The sequence below is a fragment of the Streptomyces fuscichromogenes genome (genome assembly GCF_014645815.1).
Taxonomy (GTDB): Bacteria; Actinomycetota; Actinomycetes; order Streptomycetales; family Streptomycetaceae; genus Streptomyces; species Streptomyces fuscichromogenes.
In genome coordinates, this window is sequence record NZ_BMML01000002.1 from 445,513 (window position 1) to 464,524 (window position 19,012).

A 19,012-nucleotide genomic window follows, 5' to 3' on the forward strand; every position below is an offset into this window, starting at 1 on the left:
GCGCACAGCAAATCAAGACGACATGGCCGGTTCCATTCATATTGGCGTGAGCGGGTCAACCGTTATCGTCTCGCGGCCGTTCGGTGATCAAGGGTGACCGATTGCATCCGCGCGGTACGCGATAACGTCTCTCCGGCCATGGACATGCAGAAACGGCCCCAGCAGCCGCCACAGCCGCAGCATCCCGAGGGATGCCTCGTCGTCGCGATCAGAATCCCCGTGCGGATCTTCGTGTTCCTGGTGGTGCTCCCGGTACGCCTGCTCTGGGACGCGTTCACCGCCACCGCACGGTTCCTGTGGCGATATCTCCTCGCCCCGCTGGGACGCGCGATCGGCCGGATCCTCCACGCGCTCCTCGTCGTCCCCCTGATCTGGCTGTACCGCTACCTGCTCACCCCCCTCGGCCACGCCCTCCTGTGGCTCCACGCGCGCGTGCTCACGCCGATCGGCCATGCGCTCGTGTGGCTCCACGCGCGCGTGCTCACCCCGATCGGCCACGCGGTCGTGTGGCTCCTCACGCCCGTCGCGAGGGCCGTCGAATGGGTGTTCCGCATGCTCGGCACCGCCCTGTACTGGACGGTGCGCGTCCTCCTCGTCCTGCCCGCCCTCGCCCTGTGGCGCTGGATCCTCGCCCCGTCCGGCCGGCTCCTCGGCATCGTCCTCAGAGAGATCGGCGAGGCCCTCGGCCACGCCTGGCGGGCCGCCGGGTACGTCGCACGGGCCGCCGGACGGGTGCTCGGGACCCTCTTCCGGTGGATCTTCCTGGAGCCCGCACGACGGGTGTACCGGACCGTCCTCACCCCGGTCGGACACCTCGTCCGCGACCTCGTACTGCACCCCGTGGCCGAGGCCGCGCGCGCGATCGGCCGTGCCGTCCGCCAGGCCCGCGCCGACCTGCGCCGCGCCCTCTTCGGCGAGCCGCGACGGCCCGCGCCCGTGGAGCGCCGGGAACCCGGCGGCCGCGACACACGTACTCTTGATGGATAGCAGCACACAGCCGTACGGCCGACAGCGGTACGGCCCTCGCACAAGAACCACGAAGGACTGACGACACTGGGCAAGCGACAGCCCGAAGGCCCGCCGCCCGCACCCGCGGTGCAGCGCATCCGACTGCGTTACACCAAGCGCGGCCGCCTCCGGTTCACCAGCCACCGTGACTTCCAGCGCGCCTTCGAGCGGGCGCTGCGCCGCGCCGAGGTGCCCATGGCGTACTCGGCGGGGTTCACACCGCACCCCAAGGTGTCGTACGCCAATGCCGCACCCACCGGCACCGGCAGCGAGGCGGAGTACCTGGAGATCGCGCTCGCCGCACCCCGCGACCCGGAGCTGCTGCGCGCCCTCCTCGACGAGTCGCTGCCCGACGGGCTCGACATCGTCGACGCGGTCGAGGCACACACGTCCGGACTGGCCGACCGGCTCACCGCCTCCGAGTGGGAGCTGCGACTGGCCGGCGTGGACCCGGCACAGGCCGCACAGGCCGTCACCGCGTTCAACGACGCCGGGACCGTCGAGGTCCAGCGCATGACCAAGAACGGCGTCCGCACCTTCGACGCCCGCCCCGCGGTCGTGCAACTTGAGACACAGAGTGAAACGGCTGATAGGCCGACCGACCAGCCCTGTGCGATACTGCGGCTGGTTGTTCGGCACGTGACGCCTGCCGTACGACCCGACGACGTCCTGTCCGGTCTCCGCGCCGTGGCCGACCTGACGCCGCCGGTCCCCGCAGCGGTGACCAGGCTGGCGCAGGGGCTGCTCGATGAAGAGACCGGCACGGTGACCGACCCGCTCGCGCCCGACCGCGAGGCAGCCGAGGCCCTCTCGAAGGCCGAACCGACTGCCACCGCGACGGCGTCGGCGTAAGGAAGGTCCCGCGAAGGACGCACGTCGTAGCGCCGCCCTCGTACTCGGGAGCCACCTGGGTCGGGCAGCGCACCGACCAGAAGACTTTCGCCAGGCCGTCCGCGACAAGGCGTACGGAACCGGCGAGACAGGACACAGAGAGCTCCTGTGCGGCGCCCGCGCCCCACACGGCGGCACCGCGCATCGCGCGAGCCGTGGACGTCACCGGCTGTCGCTCGATTCGATCGACGCCGGACCAGGCGCGGCGCCCGGGAGCCTGACGGGAGAAACGCCCGCATGCTCGAACCGACCGAGCCCACCGAGGGCTCCGAACTGAACACCCCCAGCGACACCCTGCCGCCGCGCAGGCGTCGCCGTGCCGCGTCCCGCCCCGCGGGACCGCCCGCCGGGACCGAGGCCGTGGCCGAGACCGCGGCGCCGGCCATACCGGCCGCCGAGGCGACGGAAGAGGACGCCGAGGCGATCGAGACCGCCGAGGCCGCCGAGACCGTCGAGGAGGCCGCGCCCGCGCCGCGTACGCGGCGCCGTGCGACCCGCCGCGCGTCCGCACCCGTCGGATCCCCGGCCGCCGCGGAAGCCGAGGCCGAGGCCACTCGGACCGCGGTCCCCGCCGTGACCGAGCCCGCCGAGAGCACGGCCGCGGCCGAGACCGCCGCCGACAGCGACGAGGAGGCCGCGCCCGCCCCGCGTACGAGGCGCCGCGCCACCCGCCGTGCCTCCGCACCCGTCGGATCCCCGGCCGCCGAAGTGACGGAAGCGACCGAAGCGACCGAAGCGACCGAAGCGGCTGCTGAGGCCGTCGGGGCTGCTGAGGCGATCGAGACCGCCGAGGCCGCCGAGGCCGTCGAGACCGTCGAGGAGACGGCGCCCGCGCCGCGTGCCCGTCGCCGTGCCGCCCGCCGGGTGTCCGCGCCCGCCGAGGCGGCCGAAGAGGCCGCGACCACGGCCGTCACCGTCGAGGCGGTGGAGGCGGTCGAGACGCCCGAGGCCGTCGAGACGCCCGAGGAGGCCGCGCCCGCGCCGCGTGCCCGCCGTCGCGCCACCCGCCGGGTGTCCACGCCCGCCGGCACGCCCGAGACCGCTGCCGCGGAGACGGCCGCCGCTCCCGTCGCGGAGCAACCGCAGCCCGCGGTCGCCGAGGCTCCGGCCGCCGAGGCTCCGGCCGCCGAGCCCGTCCAGGCTCCGGTCGCCGAGCCCGCCGAGGCCGAGGTTCCGCGCCGGGGCCGGCGCCGCGTCGCGCGGCAGGCCGCCATCGGGTTCTCCGAGCCCGCTGCCCCGGCCGCCGCCGAGGAGGAGCCGCAGCGCCGCCCGGCCCGCCCCTCCGTCGCCGTCTTCCAGGCGCCCGTGTTCGCCGAGCCGAAGTTCCAGACCCCGGAGCGCGCCGCCGCCGAAGCGGCCGCCGTGGCCGCGAGCGCCGAGGAGCCCGAGGAGTTCGCGGCGGCCACGACCGCCCCCGCTTCCGCCCCGGTCTCCGCTTCCGCGGCGTTCGCCACGGAGCCGGCCGACCAGGCCGACGCCGGTTCGCGCCGTCGGCGCCGCCGCCGCGGTGCCGTCGAGGAGGCCCCGGTCACCGAGGCCGCCGCCGAGGACGAGACCGAGGAGCCGGAGGAGTCCGCCGAGGACCTCGCCGACGGTGAGGACGAGGCCGAGGAGTCCGGTTCCCGCCGTCGCCGCCGTCGCGGTGGCCGTCGCCGCCGTCGCGGTGACGCCGCCGACGGCGAGGGCGCCGACGACGGCACCGACGAGCTCGCCGCCGAGCAGGCCGAGCAGGACGCCGAGGACACCGCCGAGCAGGAGGAAGAGGACGACGAGGAGGCCCACGACGAGGCCGGCATGTCCTCCTCCAGCAGCCGCCGTCGCCGGCGCCGTCGCCGGCGCGCCGGAGACACCTCCGCCGACGCCGAGCCCGACGAGGGCGACCCGGAGCGCACGGTCGTCAAGGTCCGTGAGCCCCGCAAGCCCTCCGAGCCGTCCGACGAGGTGCAGTCCATCAAGGGCTCGACCCGCCTGGAGGCCAAGAAGCAGCGTCGCCGCGAGGGCCGCGAGCAGGGCCGCCGACGCGTCCCGATCATCACCGAGGCCGAGTTCCTGGCCCGCCGCGAGGCCGTCGAGCGCGTGATGGTCGTCCGCCAGTACGGCGATCGCACCCAGATCGGCGTCCTGGAGGACGGCGTGCTCGTCGAGCACTACGTCAACAAGGAGCAGGCCACCTCGTACGTCGGCAACGTCTACCTGGGCAAGGTGCAGAACGTCCTGCCGTCGATGGAGGCCGCCTTCATCGACATCGGCAAGGGCCGCAACGCCGTGCTCTACGCCGGTGAGGTCAACTTCGAGGCGCTCGGCATGGCCAACGGCCCGCGCCGCATCGAGGCCGCCCTCAAGTCCGGCCAGTCCGTGCTCGTCCAGGTCACCAAGGACCCGATCGGCCACAAGGGCGCCCGTCTGACCAGCCAGGTCTCCCTCCCCGGCCGTTACCTCGTGTACGTCCCCGAGGGTTCGATGACCGGCATCAGCCGCAAGCTGCCCGACACCGAGCGGGCCCGGCTGAAGACCATCCTCAAGAAGATCGTCCCCGAGGACGCGGGCGTCATCGTGCGCACCGCCGCCGAGGGCGCGAGCGAGGACGAGCTGCGCCGCGACGTCGAACGGCTGCAGGCGCAGTGGGAGGACATCCAGAAGAAGTCGAAGAACGGCAACGCCCCGACGCTTCTGTACGGCGAGCCGGACATGACCGTCCGAGTCGTCCGCGACATCTTCAACGAGGACTTCTCCAAGGTCATCGTCAGCGGTGACGAGGCCTGGGAGACCATCTACGGCTACGTCTCGCACGTCGCCCCCGACCTCGCGGGCCGGCTGTCGAAGTGGACCTCCGAGGTCGACGTCTTCGCCACCTACCGGATCGACGAGCAGCTGTCCAAGGCGCTGGACCGCAAGGTCTGGCTGCCCAGCGGCGGTTCGCTGGTCATCGACCGGACCGAGGCGATGGTCGTCGTCGACGTCAACACCGGCAAGTTCACCGGCCAGGGCGGCAACCTCGAGGAGACGGTCACCCGCAACAACCTGGAGGCGGCCGAGGAGATCGTCCGCCAGCTGCGGCTGCGCGACCTCGGCGGCATCATCGTCATTGACTTCATCGACATGGTCCTGGAGTCCAACCGGGACCTGGTGCTGCGCCGCCTGCTCGAATGCCTCGGGCGGGACCGCACCAAGCACCAGGTGGCCGAGGTGACCTCGCTGGGGCTCGTCCAGATGACCCGCAAGCGCGTCGGACAGGGCCTCCTGGAGTCCTTCTCCGAGACCTGCGTGCACTGCAACGGCCGTGGCGTCATCGTCCACATGGAGCAGCCCAGCTCCGGCGGCGGCGGTGGCGGCGGCAAGCGCAGGAAGCGCGGACGCGGCGGCGACGGGCACGAGCACGACCACGATCACGACCACGACGTGCACGAGACGCACGAGGTCGTGGCCGACGGTGCCGTCGAGCACGCCGCGGCCGTCCACGCGGTCGAGACGGCGGCGGAGGTCGCGGCCGAGGCCGCCGGCCCCGTCGCGCTGCCCGCGCCCGACTTCGCGCCCGACGAGGAGCTGTACAGCAGCGTCGCCGAGGCGGAGGCGGCGGCCGGCCGCGGCCGTACCCGCCGCCGGGCGAGCCGCCGGGCCTCGGCTCCGGCCGGCGCGCCCAGGGAGCGCCGCGGGGCACGACGGGGCGTGGAGGCCGAGGCCGAGGCGGAGGTGGCAGAGGTGCCCGCCGTCGAGGCGCCCGCCGAGCCCGTCGCCGTCGAGGACCCGGTGGTCGAGGCTCCGGTCGCCGAGGCCCCGGTGGCCGTGGTGGCCGAGGCGGCCCCGGCCGTCGAGGAGGCCGCGCCCGCGGGCCGTACGCGTCGGCGTGCGACCCGGAAGGTGTCGGCGCCCGCCGGTTCCCCCGCGGGGGCCGAGGCCGCCGTGGTGACCGTCGTCGCCGAGAGCACCCCGGCCGCTGCGGAGGAGCCCGTGGCTGCGCCCGAGGCGGTGGCGGAGGCCGAGGCGGCCGAGCCCGCCGCTCCGGCCCGTCCGCGCCGGCGTGCGGTCCGCAAGGCCACCGCGCCGAGCGCGTCGGAGGAGACGGCCGTGGTGGTCGTACCGTCGGCAGAGGCACCGGAGACGCCGGCGGCGGCTGTGGAGGCCGTGGAGGCCCCCGCCGAGGCTGCCGAGGGCACCGTCGAGGAGGCCGGCGAGGAGGCCGCTCCGGCCAAGAAGACGGCCCGCAAGACGGCCGCCAAGAAGACCGCGGCGAAGAAGACGGCCGCCAAGAAGACCGTTGCCAAGAAGACGGCGGCGAAGAAGACGACGACGGCCAAGAAGGCGGTCAAGACCGCCAAGACGGCCGCCGCCAAGTCGACGGCGAAGAAGACCACCACGGTCGCCACCGCCTCCGACGAGGGCTGACGCCCGGGCGCGGGGCCGGTCCACGTGACCGGCCCCGCGTCTTTCGGGACCCGGTCCGAGTGACCGGCCCCACACATCCCGGGGCCCGGTTTGACCCCCTCGGCCACCGCCCCGTAACCTTGACCGTCGGCGTGTCCATGGATATGAGGACGCGCCACATCCCCGTAAACCTCTTCCTCGGGAGCACACGGTGTTCCGGAGAGGCCGCCCGCGTTCGCAGGGTGGCTGGACTGCGGGGGTGCCGTTCCCGAGCGAGAGAGTGAGATCCGCGTGTACGCCATCGTGCGCAGCGGTGGTCGCCAGCACAAGGTTGCTGTCGGCGACATCGTTGAGGTTGACAAGATTTCCACCGCCAAGGTTGGCGACACGGTCGAGCTCTCGACCCTGCTCGTTGTCGACGGCGACGCTGTGACCAGCGACCCGTGGGTCCTGGCCGGCATCAAGGTCCAGGCCGAGGTCGTGGACCACCACAAGGGCGTCAAGATCGACATCCTTCGCTACAAGAACAAGACCGGCTACCGCCGTCGTCAGGGCCACCGCCAGCAGTACACGGCGATCAAGGTCACTGAGATCCCCGCGGCTGCGAAGTAAGGGACTGAGGAGAGATGGCACACAAGAAGGGCGCATCGTCCACCCGTAACGGTCGTGACTCCAACGCTCAGCGCCTCGGCGTGAAGCGCTTCGGCGGTCAGGTCGTCAACGCGGGCGAGATCCTTGTCCGCCAGCGTGGCACCCACTTCCACCCGGGTGCGGGCGTCGGCCGTGGCGGCGACGACACGCTGTTCGCGCTGCAGGCCGGTTCGGTGCAGTTCGGCACCCACCGTGGCCGCAAGGTCGTGAACATCGTCCCGGTCGCCTGAGCCTGATTCTCAAGGCCCAGACCGAACGTTTCGCGAGGCGGACCTCACTTCCCGATCGGGAAGGCGGGTCCGCCTTTCGCGTGTTGACATAGGTATCACCCCGTAAGTATCTGGAGGCACTGCACCATGACCACCTTCGTGGACCGCGTCGAGCTGCACATCGCCGCGGGTAACGGAGGCCACGGCTGCGCCTCCGTACACCGGGAGAAGTTCAAGCCGCTCGGCGGCCCGGACGGTGGCAACGGCGGCCGCGGCGGCGACGTCATCCTGACTGTCGACCAGTCCGTGACGACGCTCCTCGACTACCACCACTCCCCGCACCGCAAGGCCACCAACGGCAAGCCCGGCGAGGGCGGAAACCGGGCCGGCAAGGACGGCCAGGACCTGGTCCTGCCCGTCCCCGACGGCACGGTGGTGCTGGACAAGGACGGCAACGTCCTCGCCGACCTCGTCGGCCACGGCACCTCCTACGTCGCCGCCCAGGGCGGCCGCGGCGGCCTCGGCAACGCGGCCCTCGCCAGCGCCCGCCGCAAGGCACCCGGCTTCGCGCTCCTCGGCGTGCCCGGGGACCTCGGGGACATCGTCCTGGAGCTGAAGACCGTCGCGGACGTGGCCCTGGTCGGCTACCCGAGCGCCGGCAAGTCCTCGCTGATCTCGGTGCTGTCCGCGGCCAAGCCGAAGATCGCCGACTACCCGTTCACCACCCTGGTCCCCAACCTCGGTGTGGTGACCGCCGGTTCCACCGTCTACACCATCGCCGACGTGCCGGGACTCATCCCGGGCGCCAGCCAGGGCCGGGGCCTCGGGCTGGAGTTCCTGCGCCATGTCGAGCGGTGCAGCGTCCTCGTCCACGTCCTGGACACCGCGACCCTGGAGTCCGAGCGGGACCCCGTCTCCGACCTCGACATCATCGAGGAGGAGCTCAAGCAGTACGGCGGCCTCGGCGACCGGCCCCGGATCGTCGTCCTCAACAAGATCGACGTTCCCGACGGCAAGGACCTCGCCGAGATGGTCCGTCCCGACCTGGAGGCCCGCGGCTATCGCGTCTTCGAGGTGTCCGCGGTCGCCCATCTGGGCCTGCGCGAGCTGACGTTCGCGCTCGGCGACCTGGTCGGCCAGGCCCGCGCGGCCAAGCCCAAGGAGGAGGCGACCCGGATCGTCATCCGGCCCAAGGCCGTGGACGACGCCGGTTTCACCGTCACCCAGGAGGAGGACGGCCTCTTCCGGGTGCGGGGCGAGAAGCCCGAACGCTGGGTCCGCCAGACCGACTTCAACAACGACGAGGCCGTCGGCTACCTCGCCGACCGGCTCAACCGCCTCGGTGTCGAGCAGGAGCTCATGAAGGCGGGCGCCCGCTCGGGCGACGGCGTCGCCATCGGCCCCGAGGACAACGCCGTCGTCTTCGACTGGGAGCCGTCCATGATGTCCGGCGCCGAGATGCTCGGCCGGCGCGGCGAGGACCACCGCTTCGAGGAGCAGCGGCCCGCCGTACAGCGCCGCCGCGACCGGGAGGCGGAACGCGACGAGTCCCTGCGGGAGTACGGCGACTTCGACCCGTTCGAGTAGAGCCGACGGGCCCCGGTTCCCGGGGGTGCGCTGATCTGCCGTCGGACCTGTCGGACCTGTCGGACCTGTCGGTGCCGTGGGACCCGCAAGACCCGGCTAACCCGTAAGCCCCGTAAGACCTGAGACTCGCAAGACCCGTTGCGGCCCGGAGCTGTTCCCGGTCGCAACGGGTCTTTCGTTGTCTGCCCAGTTGTCATGTGCACGCAGGTCTGCGTTCAGCCGGTGGACCGTCCGGCCGTGGGAGCTTCCGAAGGCCAGACCGTCCAAGAGGCCACTGTGGCAAGGGAGTCCGCGCATGACCGGAGCACCATCGCCCGACCGACGCCGCTTTCTGACCGCCGGTGCCGCCGTCCTCGGAGCCGCCGCATCCGCCCAGCTCTGGCTGCCGTCCGTCGCGCGGGCCGCCGAGAGCCCGCTGCCCGAAGGTGTGTTCAGCCTCGGCATCGCCTCGGGCGACCCGCTGCCCGACGGCATCGTGCTCTGGACCCGGCTCGCCCCCGACCCCCTGCACGGCGGCGGCATGCCCGACGAGATCGTCCCCGTCGAGTGGGAGATCGCCGAGGACGAGCGCCTCCGCAAGGTCGTCCGCCGCGGCACCGCCTACGCCCGGCCCGAGTACGGGCACAGCGTTCACGTGGACGTACGAGGACTGCATCCGGGCCGCTCCTACTGGTACCGCTTCCGCTCCGGCGGACGGATCTCCCCGACCGGCCGTACCCGCACCGCCCCCCACCCGCACGCCAGGGGCGGCTCCCTGCGCGTCGCCCTCGCCTCCTGCCAGAACTGGCAGCACGGCTACTTCACCCCGTACGCCGACATGCTCGCCCAGGACCCCGACGTCGTCCTCTTCGTCGGCGACTACATCTACGAGTCCACGCCGTCCTCCGCCGGCCCCCGCCGCCACGAGGGCACCGGCGAGCCGTACACCCTGGTGCAGTACCGCAACCGCTACGCCCAGTACCGCAGCGACCCCGACCTCGCCGCCATGCACGCCAACGCGCCCTGGGTGGTCACCTTCGACGACCACGAGGTCGACAACGACTGGGCCGGCGAGATCCCCCAGGACCCCGACAAGCAGTCCCACGACGCGTTCGTCGCCCGGCTCACCGCCGCCTTCCAGGCCTACTACGAGCACATGCCGGTCCGGGCCACCGCGATCCCGGACGGCCCGCACATCCAGATGTACCGCCGCCTGGAGTTCGGCCGCCTCGTCCGGCTCAACGTCCTCGACACCCGCCAGTTCCGCAGCGACCAGGTCACCAGCCAGGCCGCCGCCGAGGACCCCGCCCTCACCATGCTCGGCGCCGAACAGAAACAGTGGCTCCTCGACGGACTGCACGGCTCACCGGCCCGCTGGAACCTGATCGCCTCGCAGATCATGATGGCCGAGACCGACATCCTGCCCGGCGACGGAAAACTCTGGTACTACGACGCCTGGGACGGCTACCAGGTCGAACGCAACGCCCTGCTCGACGGGTTCGCCTCCGTCCGCAACCCCGTCGTGCTCAGCGGCGACCGCCATCTCACCATGATCAGCGACCTGAAGAAGGACTTCGCGGACCCCTCGTCGGACGTCGTCGGCGCCGAGTTCGTCGGCACCTCCATCTCCAGCAACGGCGACCAGGACCAGGCCGCGTTCCACGCCCAGTGGGATCCGCTGAAGGCCGACAACCCGCACTGGAAGGTCATCGACGCCCACCGCGGCTACCACCTCTTCGACATCCGCCGCGACGGCATCGACGCGCGCGTGCGGGCCGTCGACACCGTCGTCGCACCGCACGCCACCGCGAGCACGCTCGCCACCCTGCGCGTAGAGACGGATGAACCGGGCGTACAGGTCGTGTGACGTACGAACCGGGCGCCCCAAAGGTCAAGTCTGTGTAACAGGAGCCTGGGACTCATCTGTGTCCCAGGCTCTTCTCAGGTGAACCTAAGATAAACGTCTTACCTTCCGTTAACCATGGAGACGGACTGTACGAGAGGCCAAGCCCCGGTGAACAATGCCCCCGCAGACCCCATAGGCCCCACCGGTCCCCTTGCCGCCCTGCCCGCCGGCACCCGCCTGCTGCACATCGGCCCGCACAAAACGGGGACCACGGCCATCCAGGGCGCCCTGTTCGCCGCGAAGGACAAGCTGCCCGGACACGGGGTGGAGTTCCCCGCGTCCACCCGGCACCCGATGGAGGCCGCCCTCGCAGCCTGCGCCCGGCCCGCGATGATCGGCGACGTCGTGCCCACCGAGCAGCACTGGACGCGGCTGCTCAAGCAGGTCGAGGCCACCGGCTCCCGTACCTCGGTGATCAGCAGTGAGTTCTTCGCCGACGCCCCCGACGACGAGACCGTCGCCCGCATCGTCGAACAGCTCGGCGGCGAACGCGTCCACGTCCTCGTCACCCTCCGCCCGCTCGCCAGGATCATGCCCTCGCAGTGGCAGCAGTACGTGCAGAACGGACTGCGCATGGGCTACGAGGACTGGCTGGAGCACATGCTCCGCAAGGCCCCCTACGAGAAGCCCAACCCCAGCTTCTGGCACCGGCACCGGCACGACCGGCTCGTCGAACGCTGGGTCCGCGCCGCCGGCGCCGACCGGGTCACCGTCGTCGTGGTCGACGACCGGGACCGCGACGGCCTGATGCGCACCTTCGAGGCCCTCCTCGGACTCCCCGAAAAGCTTCTCCAGCCCGTCCCGGACACGGCGAACCGCTCCCTCACCCTCGCCGAGACCGAAATGCTGCGAAAGCTCAACGTCGAATTCCGCGGCAATGGACTCCCCGACGAGCTGTATTCCAAGCTCGTCCGCAACGGCGCCGTCATGCATATGAAGAACTCGTGCAGCCCCACCGCCGCCGACGTGAAGATCTCCACCCCTGACTGGGCCGTCGAGGCCGCCGGCCGTATCGGAGCCGAGATGGTGGAGCGCATCGGCGCCATGGGTGTCCGCGTCATCGGCGAACCCGCCCTGCTCCACGCCCTGCCCGCCGTCCCCGCACAGCCGGGACCGCCCGCCGGCGAGGCCCGCATCACCTCCGAGGTCGCCGCTCAGGCGCTCTACGGCGCGCTCGCCGCGGCGGCCGCGGCACCGGTACGCCACACCGCCGAGGCGAAGTCCCGCACCGTGCACCAGACATCGTCCAAGGAACTCGTACGGGTCCTGGGGCACCGATGTCTGAAGAAGCTGCGGCGGCGGTGAGACGACGGGAAAGGGGGACGGCGTAGCCCTGCTAAGCCGTCCCTGCATCACGGCGTAGTGCTACTGAGACGCGCGTCGTGTCACGCACAGCAATCGGAATGAGCTGTGTAGTTACTCACAGCAAATTCGCGGGACTCTTCCAGTCGTCCGACGGGCGGCGCCCATCACCAGCGATACAAGGTGAATGAAAGGTTGCGGGCACATATGCAGTGGACGGCGCTCACCTTGCACAGCGGTTACCTGAAGTGGGACCATTTCGAGGTTCCCTGATGCCCCAAGGTAGGTCACCTGTGTCCCAGCGCATAGCCAAGCCCCGAACCACCGCAGTGATCCTGGCCGGTGGCACCGGCCAGCGGGTGGGTCTGGCGATCCCCAAGCAGTTGCTGAAGATCGCCGGCAAGGCCGTCATCGAGCACACCCTGGCCACTTTCGAGAAGGCCGACTCGATCGACGACATCATCGTGCTGATGGCACCGGGCTACGTCCCGGACGTCGAGAAGATCGTCGCCAAGGCCGGACTCACCAAGGTCAAGAAGGTCATCGAGGGCGGCAGCACGCGGAACGAGACCACCGAGCGTGCCATCCAGGCCCTCGGCGAGGGCCTCGCCGAAGGCGAGGACCTCAACGTCCTCTTCCACGACGCCGTACGCCCCCTGCTGTCGCGGCGGGTCATCGACGACTGCGTCACCGCGCTGGAGCGCTACCAGGCCGTCGACGTCGCCATCCCGTCCGCCGACACCATCATCGTCACGCGCACCCACGGCCAGGACGGCGAGTTCATCACCGAGATCCCGGACCGCTCCCGGCTGCGCCGCGGCCAGACCCCGCAGGCGTTCAAGCTGTCCACGATCAAGAGGGCCTACCAGGTCGCCGCCGGCGACCCCAACTTCCAGGCCACCGACGACTGCTCCGTCGTCCTCAAGTACCTGCCGGACGTGCCGATCCACGTCGTCGCCGGCGACGAGTACAACATGAAGGTCACCCAGCCCGTCGACGTCTTCATCGCCGACAAGCTCTTCCAGCTCGCCTCCACCGCCGCTCCCGAGCAGAACGGCGAGGAGGACTACCGCGAGCTGCTCACCGGCAAGACCGCGGTGATCTTCGGCGGCTCGTACGGCATCGGCAAGGACATCGCCGAACTCGCCGAGTCCTACGGCGCCAACGTCTACGCCCTCGGCCGCTCCACCACCGGCACCCACGTGGAGAACCCGGAGGAAGTCGATGACGCGCTCTCCAAGGCGTACGCCGAGACCGGCCGCATCGACTACGTCGTCAACACCGCGGGCGTGCTGCGCATCGGCAAGCTCGCCGAGACCGACAACGCCACCATCGAAGAGGCGCTGAAGGTCAACTACCTGGCGCCGGTGCAGATCGCCCGTTCCAGCTACAAGTACCTCGCCGAGACCAAGGGCCAGCTGCTGCTCTACACCTCCAGCAGCTACACCCGCGGCCGTGCCGAGTACAGCCTCTACTCCTCGACCAAGGCCGCCATGGTGAACCTCACCCAGGCCCTGTCCGACGAGTGGGCCGGGGACGGCGTCCGCGTCAACTGCATCAACCCCGAGCGCACCGCCACCCCGATGCGCACGAAGGCGTTCGGCCAGGAACCGACAGGCTCCCTGCTCTCCTCCGAAGCCGTCGCCCGCACCTCTCTCGACGTGCTGCTGTCCGAGCTCACCGGCCATGTCATCGACGTCCGCCAGCAGGACCCGACGGCCGCCGCCGGCCAGGCCTCCGGCTTCGAGCAGGCCCTGGCCAGTGTCCTGGACCGACAGGACGGCGTGGCATAATCGGCAGTCATTAGTCATCTGTAATTCAGGCCTCTGTGGTTGCGCGTTCGCTGAGCACTCACAGGGGCCTGAACCCGTAAAAACCCAGATCGACCACCTCCCGATCGTCCGCAAGGTCAAATTCAGGCCTTTTTGTCAGCAAAAGGTTCTCCGTGATATCCACCGCTATTCGCGTCGCCCGGGTGGGCAGCGCGGCCGAGCTGGCCGCGGCGGCACTCATGATGCTCGGCTTCCCGGTCCTCATGGTCGCCGCGCTCGTCCCGAGCGTTTACGCCTTCGCGGCCGCGGCCGCGGTCACGTACCTGGCGGACCACTACCTGCACCGCAAGGGCAGCTATCTCGTCAACCGCCTGAGCAAGGTCCGAGCCGGTCTGTCCATCCGCTTCCTGATCCGGCAGCTGCTGCTGATCCTGCTGCTGGCCCGGATGAACCTCTCGAACGGCCTGATCTTCTACGGCGCGGTCGCCTGTTTCATCGCCTTCTACGGCCTTCAGGCCCCGCACGGCGCACTGGTCACTCTGATCCGCAACCGCCGCCGGATGCCCGTCGCCACCCGCAACGTCGACCTGAAGTCCCGCATCCGCATCCCGGACGCCCCGCCGCGCGGTCTGCTCGACCGCTCCGCCGAGAAGATGCTTCACCTCGACCTCGCGGCCGTCGTCGGTCTGCTGATCTCGGCGGTGACGGACAGCGCGATCGCCGGAGCCATCGGCATCGGGATCACCCTCGCCCTGGGCTCCCTCTACGTGCTGGTGCTGATGCCGTACGTGCGCGGCCGCAAGACCCCGCCGGACGCCGACACCGTGCTGGCCGCCGTCGACGACTGGCTGGCCGACTACCAGCCCGGGACCGTGCTGTACTTCTCCGGCTCCAAGGACTCCGCCTACCAGGTCAACATGTGGCTGGAGACCATGGAACAGCTGGAGTCCCGCCCGCTGATCCTGCTGCGCGAGCGGGTCATCCTGAAAAACCTCGCCCCGACCAGCGTCCCCGTCATCTGCGTGCCCGGCGGCGTGCACCTGATGAACATGGACCTCTCCACGGTGCGCGTCGCTCTCTACGCGGCCAACGTCGGCAAGAACATCCACCTGCTGCGCGTCCCCACGATGAAGCACGTCTTCATCGGCCACGGCGACAGCGACAAGCTGGCCAGCGTCAACCCGTTCAGCAAGGCGTACGACGAGGTGTGGACCGCGGGCCGCGCGGGCCGCGACCGCTACGCCATCGCCGACGTCGGCGTCCGCGACGACGACATCGTCGAGGTCGGCCGCCCTCAGCTGGCCCCCATCCAGAGCTGGCAGGGCGTCCCCGACGGCCGCATCCCCACCGTGCTCTACGCGCCCACCTGGGAAGGCTGGGACGGCGACCCCGGCAACACCTCCCTCGTGCTCGCGGGCGAGAACATCGTGAAGACGCTGGTCAAGGCCGACCCGCCGGTTCGCGTCCTCTACAAGCCGCACCCCTTCACCGGTACCGTCAGCGCCGAGGCCGGCGCCGCACACCGGCGCGTCACCGCTCTCGTCGAGAAGGCCGCCGAGGCCCGCGCCACCGATGCCCGCTTCACCGCTGACACGGACGCCCAGGCCACGGCGAAGGCCGAACTGACCCGCATCGAGTCCCGCCTGGCCGAGCTGGTCGGCACCGGCGACGACAGGCGCGACGAGGCCGAGGCAAGCCGGGACGACATCGTCGACCTCGGCAAGCACGAGGAGATCGCCCGGCTGCGCGCCGACTGGAACGACTTCTACTGGCAGACCCTGCCGTCGTACCGGCACGCCGTCATCACCGGCGCCGAACCCCGCCTGTACGACTGCTTCAACGTCTCCGACGCGATGGTCTCCGACATCTCCAGCGTGGTCTCAGACTTCATCGCGAGTGGCAAGCCGTACGCCGTCACCGACTCCGCCGGCGTCGGCGTGGAGGAGTTCAAGCGGGCCAACACCGCCGTGCGCGCCGCCGTGATCCTCTCCAACAGCGCCAAGGAACTCGGCGGCCTCCTGGACGCCGTACGCGACCCGTCGGCCGATCCGCTGGCCGCCGACCGGGACGAGCTCAAGCACTACCTGCTCGGACCGGACGAGCCGACCTCCATCGAGCAGTTCGACGGCGCGGTGGCCGCGCTCGCCCGTAAGGCCGAGACCCGCAACCTGGGCCAGGAGGCCCGGATCGCGGCCGGTGACCCCGAGGCCGCGACCGCCGGCTGACGACCGTCAGGACACCGCTCACGGGCTCGGTCCCGGGGATCTCCCCGGGACCGAGCCCGTTCGGGTTTTGCAGACGCGACGCGTTCTCTTACCTCTGCTTAGTAATGCACGGACTTCTTCTTACCCCCGCTTCGCTGATCGCGTTGAGCAGCTCTTACCGTGCGTCCGTACTGTCCGGTGCAAGTCGCTCTACACCATCAGGCTATCCGTTCGTCATGTGAGCTGGGCCACTGAGTGCGTGCTCCAAGGCAACCTGTCGAGTCGATCGGTCATCTAAGACATTGCGTTCGAGATGACGCAGGGGGAACGCACCATTGACTAGGGGGAAACGTGACCGTCGTTGCGCAGCCTGATGTGACCGTGATCATCGGGGCGTACGAAGCGATGCCGTACCTGGTCGAGTGCCTGGCCTCGGTCGAGCGCCAGACCCTCGACCCGGCCCGCATGGAGGTCATCGCCGTCGACGACGGCTCCACCGACGGCACGGGGGAGTACCTGGAGGAGTTCGCGGCCCGCGCCGCCATGCCGGTGACCGTGATCCGCCAGGAGAACTCCGGCGGCCCCAGCGGCCCGCGCAACGTCGGCCTCGCCAAGGCCACCGGCCGCTACGTGTTCTTCCTGGACGCCGACGACCGACTCGGCCCCGAGGCGCTGGAACGCATGGTCGCGATGGCCGACAAGAACAGCACCGACGTCGTCCTCGGCAAGGTCGAGGGGATCAACCGCAAGGCGCCGGAGTCGATGTGGGGCAAGACCGTCGGCCGTACCGACGTCTTCTCCTCCAACATCAAGTTCGCGCTCAGTGCCCAGAAGCTCTTCCGCCGCGAGCTGCTGGAAAGGCACAGCATGCGGTTCGACGAGTCCCTGTGGACCGGCGAGGACGCGCTGTTCACCATGGAGGCCTATCTGCGCGCCGACGGCGTCTCCGTGGTCGCCGACCACACCTGCTACTACCTCGTCGGGCGCGCCGACGGCAAACACGTCACCAAGAGCGGCAGTTACACCCTGCGCTTCGACTCCGCGCGCGCCCTGATCAACCTGATCGCCGAGATGGTCCCGGCGGGGGCGCGGCGCGACGGCCTCATGGTCCGGCCGTTCAAGGTCACGGTGCTTCCGCAGTTCGGACCCAAGTTCCTGAAGGACACCGACGAGGTACGGAAGCACAAGCTGGAGCTGGTCAAGCCGCTGATGGACGCGCACTGGAACTCCGAGGTGGCCCGCCGCCTCAAGGTCCACGAGCGGCTCCAGCTGCACCTGGTGGCCGTCCGGCGTACCGAGCTCCTCCCGGACGTCGTCGAGTTCCTGCGGGCCAAGAAGAAGCCCACCCCGGTCCTGGAGAAGCGCGGCACCCGCGTCTATCTCGGCTACCCGCACTTCCGTTCCAAGGCGGCCGGGGTCCCCGACTGGATCTATCTCGCCGAACCCCGCGAGGCCCGCGCCGTCCAGGGCTACCGGGAGGAGGCCGCCAACACCTTCCTGCGGCGCGCGCTGCGCAAGCTGCGGCGGTCGCTGCCTACCCGGGACGTGAAGGCGGCGGCCGCCTGACCCGGACTCCGTGCGGTTACCCGCCAGACCCCAGCGCCCGCCGGATCGGCTTGCCCACGGCGCGGCGAGCCCGCCGGTAGGCCGAGGTCGGCTGCGCAGCGGCCGCGGCGGCCGTCTTGGCGGCACGGACCCCGGCACGCGACAGCTCCTTCTCCAGCCGGGCGTTGTCCAGCGACAGTTCGTCTATACGGCTGTGCAGCCAGCCGAACCGTGAGGTGAGCGAGGCGATGTCCACGTCGTTCCAGGGGCGGATTCCCGCCGGGAACGCCAGTGTCCGCATCTGCTCCTCGAAGGTCGCTCCGCCGTCGCCGTGGGTGAAGGTGTTCTGCAGTCCGTTCCTGCTGAGGAACCCGGTGAACCGCTCGAAGCGCTCCCGGTGACCGCCCACCAGTCCGCCGAAGTCGGCCTCCGCGTACAGCTTCGCCGGGTCCGCCGACTCGGGGTCCTTGACCGCCTGGTCCAGCCGCCGGTGCGGAATCTCGAAGTAGCGGCACAGTTCCAGCGTCCGCGAGTCACCGCACAGCACGGTGGCCGGCGTGCCGGCCAGCAGTGCCGCGATGTTGCCGTGGATGCGCGAACCGAAGGAGAAGTCGAAGGAACGCAGATCGTCGACCCAGGTGAACGGGTCGACGTAGACCCGCACCTTGTCCTCGCGGAACATCGGATGGTCCGGATGGGTGGGGATCGCGGTCACCGCGGCGTTGGGATCCGACAGATCCCGCCAGTGCAGCTGCCGTGCGTCACTGAGGTTCTGGCCGACGAAACGCAGGTGCGGATAGCGCTCGTGGGTGCGCGTGATGATCCGGTCCAGGCCCTGTGTGCGGACGGCGCTGTGCGAGCCGTTGATCGCGATCCGCGATTCCGGCGTCAGCTCCAGCGCCTTCTTGTGCACGGGGAGGCTTTCACCGTGCATGAACAGCGAAGGGCAGCCGATGACCTCGACGTCCTTGAAGCCCATGTCCCTCAGGTACTGCTCGGTGAACTCGCCCCGTACACCGATCGACGCGCTGCGATCCAGCACGGCGGCGCAGAACTCCCGCACGGACGGCTCGATCCGCTTCAGCCGTTCCGGGTTGTAGCTCACCCCGGTCTGCGCGCCGACACCCAGCACGACCACCGGGATCTTCAGCTTCGAGATCAGTCGGGTCATCCGCTTCAACGAGCCCTCGAAGGAGGGACGGAAGGCGTTGGCGAGCGGTACGACGAAGGCGTCGTACTCCTTGTTGATGCGTGCGGCGGCGGAGACCTCGGAGGGTATGCCGTTCGAGACGACCTCGGTGTCCGGCGTCTCGAGGATCTTGTGGGCGGCGTCGCTGAAGATCAGGTTGCCCGAGTTGGTGGCGATGACGTCCCGGTGCAGAGCCTCCTCGACGGTGACGACGTCGTAGGGACTCTTGCCTGATCTGAGAAGGATGCGCTTCACGCTGCGAACTTTAGATGACACAAACTTCAAACTAACTTTGCGTTTGCTTCATTTTCTATATGCAGTCAGTGCAACCTTTTTGCCATGTGCGGGGCGTGGTCAAGTGATCACTTGCTGTCTGCATGTATCGCCGCCTGCACTTCCGTCCATGC

The 19,012-nt window shown here is 70.3% G+C and carries 12 protein-coding genes; 11 read left to right on the top strand and 1 reads right to left on the bottom strand.

Annotated features, from left to right (window positions below; genetic code table 11):
• Positions 1-138 precede the first annotated feature (138 nt).
• The 11 genes from IEZ11_RS05765 to IEZ11_RS05815 all read left to right on the top strand — a co-directional run bounded on the left by IEZ11_RS05765 (position 139) and on the right by IEZ11_RS05815 (position 17,437).
• On the top strand, positions 139-987 hold the full coding sequence (locus IEZ11_RS05765) for a hypothetical protein (protein ID WP_189261474.1): 849 nt from the start codon (positions 139-141) through the stop codon (positions 985-987).
• A gap of 108 nt (positions 988-1,095) precedes the next feature.
• Positions 1,096-1,860 carry a TIGR03936 family radical SAM-associated protein gene (locus tag IEZ11_RS05770; protein WP_189261475.1) on the top strand — a complete coding sequence of 255 codons (765 nt, stop codon included), beginning with the start codon at positions 1,096-1,098 and terminating at the stop codon, positions 1,858-1,860.
• A gap of 276 nt (positions 1,861-2,136) precedes the next feature.
• Positions 2,137-6,282 carry an Rne/Rng family ribonuclease gene (locus IEZ11_RS05775; RefSeq protein WP_189261476.1) on the top strand — a complete coding sequence of 1,382 codons (4,146 nt, stop codon included), beginning with the start codon at positions 2,137-2,139 and terminating at the stop codon, positions 6,280-6,282.
• Between the two features lie 270 nt (positions 6,283-6,552).
• On the top strand, positions 6,553-6,873 hold the full coding sequence (rplU, locus tag IEZ11_RS05780; protein WP_007381993.1) for a 50S ribosomal protein L21: 321 nt from the start codon (positions 6,553-6,555) through the stop codon (positions 6,871-6,873).
• 14 nt (positions 6,874-6,887) lie between these two features.
• Positions 6,888-7,142 (top strand): 50S ribosomal protein L27, encoded by a 255-nt coding sequence (rpmA, locus tag IEZ11_RS05785; protein WP_010041940.1) that lies wholly within the window; start codon positions 6,888-6,890, stop codon positions 7,140-7,142.
• Positions 7,143-7,268: 126 nt separating this feature from the next.
• The gene (gene obgE, locus IEZ11_RS05790; RefSeq protein ID WP_189261477.1) at positions 7,269-8,708 is read left to right on the top strand and encodes a GTPase ObgE; all 1,440 of its coding nucleotides are present in this window, start codon (positions 7,269-7,271) and stop codon (positions 8,706-8,708) included.
• Positions 8,709-9,003: 295 nt separating this feature from the next.
• A complete protein-coding gene (locus tag IEZ11_RS05795; RefSeq protein ID WP_189261478.1) occupies positions 9,004-10,554 on the top strand; it encodes an alkaline phosphatase D family protein in 1,551 nt (516 codons plus the stop codon).
• 114 nt (positions 10,555-10,668) lie between these two features.
• Positions 10,669-11,898, top strand: coding sequence for a hypothetical protein (locus tag IEZ11_RS05800; protein ID WP_189261479.1), 1,230 nt, complete (start codon positions 10,669-10,671; stop codon positions 11,896-11,898).
• A 290-nt stretch (positions 11,899-12,188) separates the two neighbouring features.
• Positions 12,189-13,688, top strand: a complete 1,500-nt coding sequence (locus tag IEZ11_RS05805) for a bifunctional cytidylyltransferase/SDR family oxidoreductase (protein ID WP_189261480.1) — start codon at positions 12,189-12,191, stop codon at positions 13,686-13,688.
• Between the two features lie 152 nt (positions 13,689-13,840).
• Positions 13,841-15,892, top strand: a complete 2,052-nt coding sequence (locus IEZ11_RS05810; protein WP_229712818.1) for a CDP-glycerol glycerophosphotransferase family protein — start codon at positions 13,841-13,843, stop codon at positions 15,890-15,892.
• 384 nt (positions 15,893-16,276) lie between these two features.
• A complete protein-coding gene (locus tag IEZ11_RS05815) occupies positions 16,277-17,437 on the top strand; it encodes a glycosyltransferase family 2 protein (RefSeq protein WP_229712841.1) in 1,161 nt (386 codons plus the stop codon).
• A 16-nt stretch (positions 17,438-17,453) separates the two neighbouring features.
• Here the strand turns inward: IEZ11_RS05815 and IEZ11_RS05820 are convergent, their stop codons facing one another.
• On the bottom strand, positions 17,454-18,860 hold the full coding sequence (locus IEZ11_RS05820; RefSeq protein ID WP_189261481.1) for a polysaccharide pyruvyl transferase family protein: 1,407 nt from the start codon (positions 18,858-18,860) through the stop codon (positions 17,454-17,456).
• Between the last annotated feature and the right edge of the window lie 152 nt (positions 18,861-19,012).

Excerpts from the sequence above, each read along its gene's own strand:
- IEZ11_RS05765 (WP_189261474.1), top strand. The coding sequence starts at position 139 with ATGGACATGCAGAAACGGCCCCAGCAGCCGCCACAGCCGCAGCATCCC.
- IEZ11_RS05775 (WP_189261476.1), top strand. The coding sequence starts at position 2,137 with ATGCTCGAACCGACCGAGCCCACCGAGGGCTCCGAACTGAACACCCCC.
- rpmA (WP_010041940.1), top strand. The coding sequence starts at position 6,888 with ATGGCACACAAGAAGGGCGCATCGTCCACCCGTAACGGTCGTGACTCC.
- obgE (WP_189261477.1), top strand. The coding sequence starts at position 7,269 with ATGACCACCTTCGTGGACCGCGTCGAGCTGCACATCGCCGCGGGTAAC.
- IEZ11_RS05795 (WP_189261478.1), top strand. The coding sequence starts at position 9,004 with ATGACCGGAGCACCATCGCCCGACCGACGCCGCTTTCTGACCGCCGGT.
- IEZ11_RS05800 (WP_189261479.1), top strand. The coding sequence starts at position 10,669 with ATGGAGACGGACTGTACGAGAGGCCAAGCCCCGGTGAACAATGCCCCC.
- IEZ11_RS05815 (WP_229712841.1), top strand. The coding sequence starts at position 16,277 with ATGCCGTACCTGGTCGAGTGCCTGGCCTCGGTCGAGCGCCAGACCCTC.